The sequence below is a fragment of the Caballeronia sp. S22 genome (assembly GCF_964261745.1).
Classification (GTDB): Bacteria; Pseudomonadota; Gammaproteobacteria; order Burkholderiales; family Burkholderiaceae; genus Caballeronia; species Caballeronia jiangsuensis.
Window position 1 is genome coordinate 289,183 of the sequence record NZ_OZ180036.1, and the last position, 12,863, is coordinate 302,045.

The following is a 12,863-nucleotide window of genomic DNA, read 5'->3' on the forward strand; positions in this document are numbered from 1 at the left end:
TCGTCTTTATCCTTTGATGAGGCTCATCGCGTGAAGCAACTGTCCATTCGGCATCGCATTCTGGCGAGCTTTGGCATCATCCTCTTCCTGATGCTCGTCATGGCCGCGCTGTCGTACACGCTGCTCGGCGGTATCGATCGCGAAGCGAAGAGCCTCGAAGACGACTCGATGCTCGGCTTCTCGCTTTCCAACGACCTGCGCGCGGCGTGGTTCGAGAACTACACGATCACGCAACGGCTCGTGTTCATCGACAAAGACGCCGAGCAGGCGCGCCGCGACACGCAGCGCCTCACCGAAACGCGCGCGACGATCGACAAGCTGATGGACACCTACGTGCCCACCATCTTCGAGGACGAAGACCGCCGCCTCTTCAACGATTTCAAGCGCCAGCGCGACCTCTACCTGCCGGTTCAGGACCAGACGCTGCGCGAGCTCGCGAGCTCGAAGGACACGGCCGCCGCAACCTTCAACACGCGCCTCACGCCGGTATGGGAAGCGGGACAGACCGCGACGCGCGCGCTCGTGGATCATAACGAGACCTTCAACGCGAAGTCGGTGGAAAGCATTCGCGGCTCGGTGCAGAAGTCGGAAGTGACGCTCATCGTCATCATGCTGATTGCGATCGCGGCGGCGTCGGTGCTCGGCTTCATGCTGATGAAGGCGCTGACGGTGCCGATGCTGCGCATGGTCGATGTCGTCGACAAGATGCGCACCGGCGACCTGACGCAGCGGCTCGCGCTCGCGCGCCGCGACGAATTCGGCACGCTCGAAGCGGGCTTCAATCGCATGACGGACGAACTCACGGGGCTCGTCGGACAGGCGCAGAAGTCGGCCGTGCAGGTAACGACATCGGTGTCCGAAATCGCCGCGACCGCGCGCGAGCAGCAGGCGACCGCGAGCGAAACCGCCGCGACGACGACCGAAATCGGCGCGACCTCGCGCGAGATTTTCGCCACGGCGCGCGATCTCGTGCGCACGATGAACGAAGTGTCGGGCGTGGCGGAGCAATCGGCGGCGCTCGCGGGCACGGGTCAGGCGGGCCTCACGCGCATGGAGGAAACCATGCGCCTCGTGATGGAAGCGGCGGGTTCGGTGAACGGCAAGCTCGCGATCCTCAACGAGAAGGCGGGCAACATCAACCAGGTCGTCGCGACCATCACCAAGGTGGCGGATCAGACCAATCTGCTCTCGCTGAACGCGGCGATCGAGGCGGAGAAGGCGGGCGAGTATGGGCGCGGCTTCGCGGTCGTCGCAACCGAAATTCGCCGTCTCGCGGATCAGACGGCCGTCGCCACGTTCGATATCGAGCAGATGGTGAAAGAGATCCAGTCCGCCGTCGCGGCGGGCGTGATGGGCATGGACAAGTTTTCCGAGGAAGTGCGCCGCGGCATGCTCGACGTGCAGCAAGTGGGCGGCCAGCTTTCGCAGATCATCCATCAGGTGCAGACGATGGCGCCGCGTTTCTCGATGATCAACGAAGGCATGCAGACGCAGGCCACCGGCGCGGACCAGATCTCGCAGGCGCTGTCGCAACTGTCCGAAGCCGCGCAGCAGACGGCCGAATCGCTGCGCCAGTCGACGCAGGCGATCGACGACCTCACGCATGTCGCGAACGGCCTGCGCACGGGCGTGTCGCGGTTCAAGGTGGCCGCTTGACGTTCCATTGAGGCGCGCCGCGATGCTCTTCGTCCAGTTCACGCTCGGTTCCGACCGCTATCTGCTCGACAGCGCGCAGATCGAGCGCATGCTGCCGCTCGCGCCGCTGAAGGCGTTGCCGGGCGCGCCCGCGTGGATCGGGGGCGTGCTCGATTACGAAGGCGCGAGCGTGCCCGTCATCGATATCGCCGCACTCGCGCTTTCGCGTGCATCGCAGGAAAGGTTGTCGACCCGGCTCGCGCTCGTCGCGTATCCGCGTTGCGGCGCGGATGGCGTGATCACGCATCATCGGCTCGGACTGCTGCTCGAACAGGCGACGCGCACCGTCACGTTCGACGCCGCTTCGTTCGGCGATGCGGGCATCGACACGCCGCACGCACGTTATCTCGGACCGCTCACGCGCGACGATGCCGGACTGCTGCAATGGGTGCGCATCGAGCATCTGCTGCCCGACGACGTGCAGGCGCTGCTCTTCGCGGAGACCGGCGCATGAGCGCGTTACCGACACCTTTTCCCGATGCCGGTCACGGCGAGCCATTCGGCATCGGCCGCTTCATCGAACTGCTGCATCGCACGATCGGGCTCGATGCCGAATCGATCGGCGCGAACTCCGTGTCGCGCGCGGTGCGTGAGCGTTACAACCTGTGGCGCGACGAGCAGAGCGGCACGCTGGACGACTACTATCGCGCGGTCACGCAGGATGCCGCGCGCATGCAGGAGTTGATCGAAGCAGTCGTCGTGCCGGAAACATGGTTCTTTCGCGATCCCGAAGCCTTTGCCGCGCTCGCGCGTCTTGCACGCGTGCGCCTGCACGAGCGGCCCGCGAAGCCGGTGCGCGTGCTGAGCGCGCCGTGCTCGACCGGCGAGGAAGCCTATACCGTGGCGATGGCGCTGATCGAAGCGGGCATTCCCGCCGAGCGCTTCACGATCGATGCCATCGACGTGAGCGAACGCGCGCTCGCCGTCGCGCGCCGCGCGCATTACGGGCGCAACGCGTTTCGCGGACGCGCGCTCGAGTTTCGCGAGCGTCATTTCCGCGCAGCCGATGGCGGCTGGCAACTCGATCCCGCCATTGCGCAAAGCGTGCGCTTCTCGCAAGCCAATCTGCTGCAACTCGATACGCACGCGTTCGAGCGCTTCGATTTCATTCTGTGCCGCAACGTGCTGATCTACTTCGACCGCGACACACAATGCGCTGTCTTTCGCGTGCTCGATGGACTGCTCGCGCAAGGCGGCACGTTGTTCGTGGGTCCGGCGGAGACGGGTCTGCTGATGCGCGAGGGCATGAGTTCCGCGAACATTCCGCTCGCGTTCGCGTTCAATCGCGCCGAGCGTCAGAGTATGAGCGTCTTCGATGGCGCGTGGCCGGCTCTGCCTCCCGTGAAGACGCCGCCGCCGATGAAGACCGCGTTCGTGCTGCCCGCATGGGCCAGCGCGCCGCCCGTGGTGCGCGCAACGCCTGCGCCGGTTATCAGGCCGCGTGAAGAGACGCGCGTTCAGCCCGAGCCTGCGAACAGCCTCGGACATGCCCGCGAACTCGCCGATGCCGGGCAGCTCGACGCCGCCGCGAACGCCGCGCATGCGTATCTGGGCGTGCATCCGTCGAACGCGGATGCGTACTATCTGCTCGGCGTGATCGCCGATGCGCGTGGCGAGCATCAGGCGTCGCGCGGTCACTATCGGCGCGCGCTGTATCTCGAACCCTCGCATCGCGAGGCGCTCACGCATCTGGCCGCATGCCTTTCGCTCGACGGCGATGAAAGCGGCGCACGTCGATTGCTCGCGCGCGCCGAGCGCGTAACCGGGAGCACGCGATGAACGCCCGCGACATCAACATCACGATCGATATCGACGATTGCTGGAACCGCATCGGCGTGCGCGGCGATGCATCGTGTCCGAAGCTCGAACGTCACGTGCATTGCCGGAATTGCCCGGTTCACGATGAAGCGGCATCGCGCGTGCTCGATCGCGTGGAAGCACGCACGTCGATCGAGCAGACGAGCGCGGCGTCGTCGAACGAAACGCGCAGCGTCGGCCAGAAGGACACGCTTTCGTGCCTCGTGTTTCGTATCGGCGGCGAATGGCTCGGGCTGCCGACGACCGTGTGCGCGCAAGTCGCGCAATTGCGTCCGGTGCATTCGCTGCCGCATCGGCGCAATCGCGCGGTGCTGGGCCTCGTCAACGTGCGTGGCCGGTTGATCGTGTGCGCATCGCTTGCACGGCTCTTCGATATCGAAGAACGCGTCGTGAAAGATGCATCGCACAACCAGGCCCTCGATGCGCGCGAACTCGGCCGTCTGCTCGTGATTCAGCGCGCGCAAGGCCGCGATCATCGCGCGAACGGCGATCATGAAGGTCCGATCGCGTTTCCCGTCGATGCCGTCGACGGCGTGCACCGTTTCACGAGCGCAGAGCTTCAGCCCGTGCCCGCGACGCTCGCGCAGCGCCTGTCGTCGCATGCGCACGCGGTCGCTGCGTTCAAGGACTCGACCGTCGGCCTGCTCGACGCTGATCGTCTTATCGACAGCATGAACCGGAGCCTCACATGACGAGCATCGATCCGGGCCGGTCGTCGTTGCTCGAACTCTTTCAGGAAGAAGCGCGCGGGCAGGCGCAGATTCTTTCCGATGGCCTCATCGCGCTCGAACGCGCACCGCGCGATCCGGTCACGCTCGAAGCGTGCATGCGCGCCGCGCATTCGCTGAAGGGCGCGGCGCGCGTGGTCGGCGTGCCGGTCGGCGTGACGCTCGCGCATGTGATGGAAGATTGCTTCGTCGCCGCGCAGGACGGGCGCGTCGCGCTCGATGCAGGCCATATCGACATGTTGCTGCGTGGCGTCGATCTGATCGTGCAGATCGGCGAGGCGCGCGACATCGATGCGCAAACGGCGCTCGAACGCGACGTGGATGCATTCGTCGATGCGCTCAATGCGCGTCTCGAAGGCGCTGAAGTGGCCGAAGCGCCGCTTTCGAAATACATTGCGGCGGGTCTCTCGGAAGAACTCACGCTCGACGAAACGCCCGAACCGGTTCTCGCGCCTTCGCGCACGAACGAAGCCCGCATGTTGCGCATGCGCGCCGACACGCTCGATCGCCTGTTGAGCCACTCGGGGGAATCGCTCGTCGAATCGCGCTGGCTGAAGCCGTTTTCGCAATCGATGCTGCGCGTGAAGCGCATCCAGCACGATGCGAGCCGCGCGCTCGAACGTTTGCACGAAACCCTCACCGAAACGAACGCGACACAACTCGATGCGCGCGCGCACGCCGCGCTCGACGAAGTGCGGCGTTTGACGGCCGAAGCGCATCGGCAATTGAGCGAGCGTCTCGCGGAACTGGAAAACTTCGATCGCCGTTCGACGCATCTCGCGCAACAGATCTACGACGAAGCGCTCGCGTGCCGCATGCGTCCTTTCGTCGATGCGACCGGCGGCTTCGCGCGCATGGTCCGCGATGTCGCGCGCGGGCTCGGCAAGGACGTGCGCCTCGTCATCGCGGGCGAAACGACGCAGGTGGATCGCGACATTCTCGATCTGCTCGACGCGCCGCTCGGTCATTTGTTGCGCAACGCGGTCGATCACGGCATCGAGGAAGCATCGTTGCGGCGCGCGCTCGGCAAGCCCGAAACCGGCACGATCACGCTCGAAGCGCGCCATAGCGCGGGTTCGCTTTTCATCAGCGTGTCGGATGACGGCGCGGGCGTCGATCTCGATGCACTGCGCCGCGCCGTCGTGCGCAAGAATCTGGCGAACGAGGACACCGCGCATCGTCTCACCGAAGCCGAGCTGCTCGAATTCCTGTTCCTGCCCGGCTTCTCGATGCGCGATGCCGTCACCGATGTCTCCGGGCGCGGCGTCGGTCTCGATGCCGTGCAGGACGTCGTGCGGCAAGTGCGCGGCAGCGTGCGCGTGACGCAGGAAGCAGCCGCGGGCACGCGCTTCACGTTGCAATTGCCGCTCACGCTCTCGGTGATCCGCAGCCTGATCGTCGAGGTCGCGGGCGAGCCTTACGGCCTGCCGCTCGCGCATGTCGCGCGCACGCTGGTGCTGCCCGCGAGCGCCATCGACACGCTCGAAGGCCAGCAGCACTTTTCGTTCGACGGCAAGCGCGTCGGACTCGTCACCGCGCATCAGATTCTGCAGACCGCCGCATTCGAAGCGGCGAGCGATGCGCTCAACGTCGTCGTGATCGGGCAGGGCGCGGCGAGCTACGGCATCGTCATCGACCGCTTTCTCGGCGAACGCATGCTCGTCGTGCAACCGCTCGACAAGCGGCTCGGCAAGGTGCGCAACATCGCGGCGGGCGCGCTGATGGAAAACGGCGATCCGCTGCTCATCGCCGATCTCGACGACTGGCTGCGCTCGGTCGAAAAACTCGTCGGCAGCGGCGAGCTCGGGCGCGTGGGCGCGGGCGCGGCGCGCGCGGCCGTGATGAGCGCGAAGCGCGTGCTCGTCGTCGACGATTCGCTCACCGTGCGCGAGCTCGAACGCAAGCTGCTCGCGTCGCGCGGCTACGACGTGTCGGTGGCGGTCGATGGCATGGACGGCTGGAACGCGGTGCGCGGCGAGCGCTTCGATCTCGTCATCACCGATATCGACATGCCGCGTCTCGACGGCATCGAGCTCGTCACGCTCATCAAGCGCGATGCGCAACTCTCCGGCCTGCCGGTGATGATCGTGTCGTACAAGGATCGCGCGGAAGACCGTCAGCGCGGCCTCGATGCCGGCGCGGACTACTACCTCGCGAAAGGCAGTTTCCACGATCAGGCGCTCATCGACGCCGTGCGCGATCTCATCGGCGAGGCGAAATCATGAAAATCGGCATCGTCAACGACGTTTCGCTCGCTGTGGAAGCGCTGCGGCGCGCGCTGGCAGCGCGGCCCGACTTCGAAATCGCGTGGGTCGCGCACGATGGTCAGCAGGCGATCGACTATTGCGCGGCGCACACGCCCGATGTCGTGCTGATGGATCTCGTGATGCCGAACGTCGATGGCGTGCAGGCGTCGCGGACCATCATGGCGCGCTCGCCGTGCGCGATTCTCGTCGTCACCGTGGATGTCGGCGCGAACGCATGGCGCGTGTATGAAGCGATGGGCGCGGGCGCGCTCGATGCCGTCGATACACCCGCGCTCGCCGGCGCCGATGCGCGTCGCGGCGCGGCGGCATTGATCGCGAAGATCGACCAGATCGGCGCGCGGCTCGCGTCGTCCAGTGCATCGTCCGCTGGCACGATGAGCCTGCCGAAAAGCAATGCGCGGCTCGTCGCGATAGGCGCATCGGCGGGCGGCCCGGCCGCGCTCGCGACGCTGCTCGGCGCGTTGCCGAAGGACTTCGCGGCGGCCACCGTCATCGTGCAGCACGTGGATCGCGCGTTCGCGGAAGGCATGGCGCAGTGGCTCGATGCGCAATCGGCGTTGCCCGTGCGTGTCGCGCGCGAAGGCGACAAACCCGTGCTGGGCGAAGTGCTGCTCGCCGCGACCAACGATCATCTCCATTTCGCCGATGCCACGCGGCTCGGCTACACCGCGCATCCCGAGCAACTGCCTTACCGGCCTTCCGTCGACGTGTTCTTTCAGAGCGTGACCGAGCGCTGGACCGGACGTGCGATCGGCGTGCTGCTGACGGGCATGGGACGCGATGGCGCGATCGGCCTGAAGGCGATGCGCGCGAAGGGCTATCACACGATCGCGCAGGACGAGGCGACGAGCGCGGTGTACGGCATGCCTAAGGCCGCGGCCGCGCTCAATGCGGCGGTGTCGATCCTGCCGCTGCCGCGCATCGCCGGCGCGATCGCCACGGCATTCGACTGATTTCGCAACGAACCAACCGATAAGCACTCAATAAAGGACACGTTCATGAAACTTCCTCATCCCGATCCGCTGGCCGAGCGCGCGAGACGGGCCGCGTCGGCAGCGGCGGCGAGCATCGAGCGCGCGGGCTCGCGTGCGATGGCGGACGAGCGCGCCGTGTCCGATCTGCTGGCGGCCGCATTGAACGCGCCGCCCGCCGCCGAGTTGCCGGTGATGGTCCTGCTCGTGGACGATCAGGCGATCATCGCGGAGGCGCTGCGCCGCGCGCTCGCGGAAGAGGCGAACGTCGATCTGCACTACTGCGCGAATCCGGAAGAGGCGCTGCGCACCGCGCAGGAAACGCGGCCGACCGTGATTCTGCAAGACCTCGTGATGCCCGGCGTCGATGGTCTGACGCTCGTGCGTCAGTACCGCGAGCATCCCGCGACGCGCGATATTCCGATCATCGTGCTTTCGACGAAGGAAGAGCCGCGCATCAAGAGCGCGGCGTTCGCGGCGGGTGCGAACGATTACCTCGTGAAGCTGCCCGATACGATCGAGCTCGTCGCGCGCGTGCGCTATCACTCGCGTTCGTATCAGAACTTGTTGCAGCGCGACGAGGCGTATCGCGCGCTGCGTCAGTCGCAGCAGAAGCTGCTCGAAACGAATCTGGAATTGCAGCGGCTGACGCATTCGGACGGGCTGACGGGTTTGTCGAATCGCCGCCGTCTCGATGATTATCTGAATGCCGAATGGCGGCGTGCGGCGCGCGAGCATGCGGCCATCGGTTTCCTGATGATCGATGTCGATAACTTCAAGTCCTACAACGATACCTATGGGCACGTCGCCGGCGACGATGTGCTGAAGCTCGTCGCGCATACGATCGAGACGAGCCTCAATAGCCCCACCGATCTTGCCGCGCGTTTCGGCGGCGAAGAGTTCGCGGTGGTGCTGCTGTCGTCGTCGGCGCCGGGATTGCGGCTGCTCGGCGAGAAAATACGCATCGCGGTCGAGGCGCTCGATGTGCCGCATACCGGTTCGTCGAGCGGGCGTGTGACGATCAGCGTCGGCGGCGCGACGCAGATGGCCACGTACGACGATGCGTCGAAGCAACTCGTCGAAGCGGCCGATCTCGCGCTCTATCGGGCGAAGCGGGACGGGAAGAATCGGGTGATCATTACTTGATTTGCGGCGGTTTTTAACGGGCAAAAAGAACGCGCGGCCTCGAACAGGGGCCGCGCGTTCTCGTTTGTCGAGCCTGCTAAGTGGACAGCCTCATCGCCTGAACACGCCGAGCAACAAGGTCGCCAGAAAGATCACGATGAAGATGAAGAACAGGATCTTGGCGATTTCTGCCGCGCCCGTGGCGATGCCGCCGAAGCCGAAGAAGGCCGCGATGATCGCGATGATGAAGAAGATGACAGCGTAACGGAGCATGAAGCCCTCCCTTGGAGATCGGTTGACCGGTTGATTCGCAGGCGGGACGATGCCGCCGCTTTCGCTCATCGGATTTTGCCGCGCATCGTTCAAAGCAACGGGCGTGCCCAGCGCGCGCACGATGCAAAAACGCCGCAATGACCGAAGACATTGCGGCGTTGCGGATCGCGTCTCAATCGGCGCGATAGGCCCGGCTGTCGAGGCTAACGGCCTTGGGTGCGACCGGAGTCGGAATCATCGTCGAGATCGTCTTCGTCGTCGACGCTGTTGAGCGCATCCGGCAGGTTGTTCTCCAGTTCATCGCGTTCGATCTGATCGGCCAGGTCGAGGGATTTGCGCGTGGCGGGACCGGATGGGCGATTGGCTCCAGACATGGCGTACTCCTTGAACAGATTTCAAAGCCGCGCCGACGATTCGGCGCGAACCAACGGACTAGCAAGGCATGTACGCGCCGGGCTGAAAACGCCGCCTTAAAGGATCGCTTAAGGATCGTTCGAGCGGCCAAGTGGACAGACGATGCTGGCGAGAAAGAAACGCAGTCCCAAACTTGCAAGCGGGACGGCAGATTTTGCGTGCCGGCGCGTAAGGTCAGTATGCACCGGACCGGCGTTCGAGGCAAAGAGGGCGCGCGCTTTTGATGCAGCGCGCGTTTCGCCTCACGCATCAATCGAAGAAATGAGCGACGATCGGATACAGCGACAGCACGAGCAACACGGCCATCGTGATGTTGAAGATGCGCAGCCAGCGCGGATTCGCGAGAAAACGCCGCAGCGACATGCCGAACGCCGCCCACATCGTGATGCACGGCAGCCCGATCACGACCAGCACCAGCGCCATCAGCGCCGCGTTCAGCGAGAGGCTCGCGTGCAAGTGGATGGTCGTCGCGGCGGTGAGCACCATCATCCACGCTTTGGGATTGATCCACTGGAACGCGATCGCTTCGTGAAAGCGCATCGGGCGCGCCTGGCCATCGCGCATCTGCACCGACGACGACGTGCCGATCTTCCACGCCAGATACAGCAGATACGCGACGCTCGCCGCTTCCAGCACGGTATAGAGGAACGGCAGACGCTCGAACGCCTGCGCCAGCCCGAGCCCGACCGCGATCATGAGAATCGCCATGCCCGCGCTGATGCCGAGCACGTGCGGCACCGTGCGCTTCAGGCCGAAATTGACGCCCGAGGCGAGCAGCATCGTGTTGTTGGGACCGGGCGTGATCGTCGTCACCAGCGCGAACAGCGCGGCGGCGGGCAGGGCATTCAGGAGTTCGGTGGGCATGGCGCGCTCCGGTAATTGCAGATTCGATGGCGCCAAGTGTACGGGAGCTAACCGGTACAGTACCGATACAGATTCGGAGAAGCCTCCCGGTACGGATGCCGACCGTGGCGGGCCGGCCCGCCACGCGTTCGTCACGCTTAAACCGGGAACGGATTGCGTTCCGCGAACCCTTGCTGATGCCAGTACGGATACGCAGGCTTGACCGTGCTTGCCTCATCGAGCTTCTTCACCTGCTCCGCGGTCAGATTCCAACCGACCGCGCCCAGGTTCTGCCGCAGTTGCTCCTCGTTGCGCGCGCCGATGAGCACCGTCGCCACCGTCGGACGCTGCAGCAGCCAGTTGAGCGCGATCTGCGGCACCGTCTTGCCGGTTTCCTCGGCGATGGCGTCGAGCGCATCGATGACGCGATACAGATACTCGTCCGGCACCGGCGGCCCCATGTCGGCGGTCTTGTGCAGGCGGCTCGTCTCAGGCAGCGGCTGGCCGCGCCGAATCTTGCCGGTGAGACGTCCCCAGCCGAGCGGACTCCACACCACCGCGCCGACGCCCTGATCGATCCCGAGCGGCATCAGCTCCCATTCGTAATCGCGGCCGATGAGCGAGTAGTACGTCTGATTGGCGACATAGCGCGGATAGCCGTAGCGGTCCGCCACATCGAGCGATTTCTGCAGATGCCAGCCCGAGAAATTCGACACGCCCGTATAGCGGATCTTGCCCGCGCGCACGAGATCGTCGAGTGTGGAAAGCGTCTCTTCGACGGGCGTTTTCGCATCGAAGCCGTGCAACTGAAAGATGTCGATGTAATCCGTTTGCAGGCGCTGAAGCGCCGCGTTCACGGCCTGAATGAGATGAAAGCGCGACGATCCGACGGCGTTCGGGTCGTCTTCGTCGAAGCGGAACGTGGCCTTGGTCGAGATGATGACCTTGTCGCGGCGGCCCTTGAGCGCTTCGCCGAGTATCGATTCCGATGAACCGCGCGAGTAGATGTCGGCGGTGTCGAACATCGTGACGCCCGCATCGAGGCAGATGTCGACGAGCTTGCGCGCCTCGCTCACGTCGGTCTCGCCCCATGCCTGAAAGAATTCGCCCTTGCCGCCGAAAGTGCCGGTGCCGAAGCTCAATACGGGAACCCTGAAGCCCGAAGCACCGAGATGTCGATATTCCATTGCGTGTCCTCGTGGATGAAGCCGGTGGGCGTCGCGCTTCGTGCATGAAGCGCGGCGCAACGAACGTCCATCGACGAGACTACCGCAACGGCTTCGCGCATGCAGGACGCAGGCGCTAGCGCCTTTCGGCCGCCCGGTCGCCGAGCGAATCGTAGATCGGCGGCACGCGCAGGAGCATCGGCACGACCATCGCGGTGAAGCAGGCGGTGAGCATCGGCAGGAGCAGGGTGAAGCTCGCCGTCATCTCGGTGACGAGCACGATGCCCGTGACCGGCGCACGCACCACCGCGACGAAGAACGCCGCCATGCCGACCACCGCGAACGTGCCCGTGTCGCCGGTTGCGGGCGCCATACCGGGGAACCAGTCGAGACACACGCGGCCGAACAGGAGGCCCATCTGCGCACCGAGCGCGAGCATCGGCGCGAAGATGCCGCCGGGCGCGCCCGCCGCGTACGACACCGGGCCGAGCAAGAAGCGCAACGCGAACATCGCGGCGACGCCCGCGAGCGTGCCGCTGCCGAGGAGCGCGCGTTCGGTCAGCGCATCGCCGCCACCGGCGAGATCCGGCGCAAACCAGGCGAGCAGGCCGACCGCCGCGCCGACCATCGCCGCGCGCATCGTCGCGTGTTTCACCGATCCGGACGGCCCGAAAGAGTCGGCGATGTCGAGCGTCCAGACGATGAGCCGGCTATACGCCGCGCCGAGCAGACCCAGCAACGCGCCGAGCAACAGATGCGCGCCGGTCATCTCGAAGCCGGGAAACGGTTGCGCCGGGAGATGGAAGTCGGGGAAGTCGCCATGCAGAAGACGCGCCATCGCGATCGCGCTCGCCGATGCGCCGAGCGCCGCGACCGCCGTGCGCGCATCGAAGCGGCGCGTGAGTTCTTCGAGCACGAACACGGCGCCCGCGATCGGCGCATTGAACGCGGTCGCGAGCCCCGCGCCCGCGCCGGCCGCGAGCAGCACGCGGCAATCGACGACGTTGCGCCTGAAGAACGTGCCGATGGCATGCGCGATCGATGCGCCCATCTGCACTGTCGGCCCTTCGCGGCCGAGCGCGAGCCCCGCGCCGATGGCGAGCACGCCGCCCACGAACTTGATCGGAATGAGCACGAGCGGCGCGGGCGGCAATCTGCCGTGCAGCACCGCTTCGACATGCGGAATGCCGCTGCCGCTCGCCATCGGCGCGAAGCGCGCGACGAGCCACGCGGCGAGCGCGGCGGCCGCCGTCGCCGCAAGCACGACGAGCACGAACGCCCAGTCGTGTCCCGCGTGAGCCCACGCGACGAACGCGTTGCGCCATGTATCGGCACCTTCGAGCGCGAAGCGAAAGAGCACGCCGATCGCGCCCGTCACCGCGCCCACGACGACCGATGCCGCCGCGAGCGCGACGAGTCCCGCGTGCTCGTCGTCCTGATTGTTGACTTCGTTGTCGTTCATCGGGCAGCTCGCTCCGGAATCGGCAAATGCAACGAAGCGTATCACCGCGCGGCGCGGCGGGCATGGTGCTTGCAAAACGAAAGTTATTTCGACGCGGAGTG

12 protein-coding genes are annotated in these 12,863 nt (G+C 65.6%); 7 read left to right on the top strand and 5 right to left on the bottom strand.

The features are described 5' to 3' along the window. Nucleotides 1-30: 30 nt before the first annotated feature. Genes ACEN42_RS16440 through ACEN42_RS16470 form a run of 7 tightly spaced genes read left to right on the top strand, consistent with a single transcriptional unit; the run spans nucleotide 31 to nucleotide 8,625 of the window. Entirely contained in the window at nucleotides 31-1,656 is a 1,626-nt protein-coding gene (locus ACEN42_RS16440; RefSeq protein WP_035509330.1) for a methyl-accepting chemotaxis protein, read from the top strand. Between the two features lie 22 nt (nucleotides 1,657-1,678). Further along, nucleotides 1,679-2,149: a chemotaxis protein CheW gene (locus tag ACEN42_RS16445; RefSeq protein ID WP_371881851.1), complete on the top strand. Its 471-nt coding sequence runs from the start codon at nucleotides 1,679-1,681 to the stop codon at nucleotides 2,147-2,149. Then, entirely contained in the window at nucleotides 2,146-3,474 is a 1,329-nt protein-coding gene (locus ACEN42_RS16450; protein ID WP_371881852.1) for a CheR family methyltransferase, read from the top strand. Before ACEN42_RS16445 ends, ACEN42_RS16450 begins: the two co-directional genes overlap by 4 nt. Then, the gene (locus ACEN42_RS16455; protein WP_371881853.1) at nucleotides 3,471-4,205 is read left to right on the top strand and encodes a chemotaxis protein CheW; all 735 of its coding nucleotides are present in this window, start codon (nucleotides 3,471-3,473) and stop codon (nucleotides 4,203-4,205) included. The genes ACEN42_RS16450 and ACEN42_RS16455 overlap by 4 nt, the downstream gene beginning before the upstream one ends. Beyond that, a complete protein-coding gene (locus tag ACEN42_RS16460; protein WP_371881854.1) occupies nucleotides 4,202-6,466 on the top strand; it encodes a hybrid sensor histidine kinase/response regulator in 2,265 nt (754 codons plus the stop codon). Before ACEN42_RS16455 ends, ACEN42_RS16460 begins: the two co-directional genes overlap by 4 nt. Continuing rightward, entirely contained in the window at nucleotides 6,463-7,461 is a 999-nt protein-coding gene (locus ACEN42_RS16465) for a chemotaxis response regulator protein-glutamate methylesterase (RefSeq protein ID WP_371881855.1), read from the top strand. Before ACEN42_RS16460 ends, ACEN42_RS16465 begins: the two co-directional genes overlap by 4 nt. A gap of 45 nt (nucleotides 7,462-7,506) precedes the next feature. Then, nucleotides 7,507-8,625 carry a diguanylate cyclase gene (locus ACEN42_RS16470; RefSeq protein WP_187608040.1) on the top strand — a complete coding sequence of 373 codons (1,119 nt, stop codon included), beginning with the start codon at nucleotides 7,507-7,509 and terminating at the stop codon, nucleotides 8,623-8,625. 90 nt (nucleotides 8,626-8,715) lie between these two features. Here ACEN42_RS16470 and ACEN42_RS16475 read toward each other — a convergent pair whose 3' ends face one another. From ACEN42_RS16475 to clcA, 5 genes are all read right to left on the bottom strand, one after another. Then, nucleotides 8,716-8,877 carry a DUF1328 family protein gene (locus tag ACEN42_RS16475; protein ID WP_035509367.1) on the bottom strand — a complete coding sequence of 54 codons (162 nt, stop codon included), beginning with the start codon at nucleotides 8,875-8,877 and terminating at the stop codon, nucleotides 8,716-8,718. 203 nt (nucleotides 8,878-9,080) lie between these two features. Next, the gene (locus ACEN42_RS16480) at nucleotides 9,081-9,251 is read right to left on the bottom strand and encodes a hypothetical protein (RefSeq protein WP_187608039.1); all 171 of its coding nucleotides are present in this window, start codon (nucleotides 9,249-9,251) and stop codon (nucleotides 9,081-9,083) included. Nucleotides 9,252-9,540: 289 nt separating this feature from the next. Next, entirely contained in the window at nucleotides 9,541-10,155 is a 615-nt protein-coding gene (locus ACEN42_RS16485) for a LysE family translocator (protein ID WP_035509314.1), read from the bottom strand. A 137-nt stretch (nucleotides 10,156-10,292) separates the two neighbouring features. Further along, entirely contained in the window at nucleotides 10,293-11,321 is a 1,029-nt protein-coding gene (locus ACEN42_RS16490; RefSeq protein ID WP_238213226.1) for an aldo/keto reductase, read from the bottom strand. Nucleotides 11,322-11,436: 115 nt separating this feature from the next. Next, complete coding sequence (clcA, locus tag ACEN42_RS16495) at nucleotides 11,437-12,762, bottom strand: H(+)/Cl(-) exchange transporter ClcA (protein ID WP_371881856.1); 1,326 nt, start codon at nucleotides 12,760-12,762, stop codon at nucleotides 11,437-11,439. Nucleotides 12,763-12,863: the final 101 nt, after the last annotated feature.

Bases quoted from the DNA above. Each gene is read 5' to 3' on its own strand.
- ACEN42_RS16445 (WP_371881851.1), top strand. From the start codon at position 1,679: ATGCTCTTCGTCCAGTTCACGCTCGGTTCCGACCGCTATCTGCTCGAC.
- ACEN42_RS16450 (WP_371881852.1), top strand. From the start codon at position 2,146: ATGAGCGCGTTACCGACACCTTTTCCCGATGCCGGTCACGGCGAGCCA.
- ACEN42_RS16455 (WP_371881853.1), top strand. From the start codon at position 3,471: ATGAACGCCCGCGACATCAACATCACGATCGATATCGACGATTGCTGG.
- ACEN42_RS16460 (WP_371881854.1), top strand. From the start codon at position 4,202: ATGACGAGCATCGATCCGGGCCGGTCGTCGTTGCTCGAACTCTTTCAG.
- ACEN42_RS16465 (WP_371881855.1), top strand. From the start codon at position 6,463: ATGAAAATCGGCATCGTCAACGACGTTTCGCTCGCTGTGGAAGCGCTG.
- ACEN42_RS16470 (WP_187608040.1), top strand. From the start codon at position 7,507: ATGAAACTTCCTCATCCCGATCCGCTGGCCGAGCGCGCGAGACGGGCC.
- ACEN42_RS16475 (WP_035509367.1), bottom strand. From the start codon at position 8,877: ATGCTCCGTTACGCTGTCATCTTCTTCATCATCGCGATCATCGCGGCC.
- ACEN42_RS16480 (WP_187608039.1), bottom strand. From the start codon at position 9,251: ATGTCTGGAGCCAATCGCCCATCCGGTCCCGCCACGCGCAAATCCCTC.
- ACEN42_RS16485 (WP_035509314.1), bottom strand. From the start codon at position 10,155: ATGCCCACCGAACTCCTGAATGCCCTGCCCGCCGCCGCGCTGTTCGCG.
- ACEN42_RS16490 (WP_238213226.1), bottom strand. From the start codon at position 11,321: ATGGAATATCGACATCTCGGTGCTTCGGGCTTCAGGGTTCCCGTATTG.
- clcA (WP_371881856.1), bottom strand. From the start codon at position 12,762: ATGAACGACAACGAAGTCAACAATCAGGACGACGAGCACGCGGGACTC.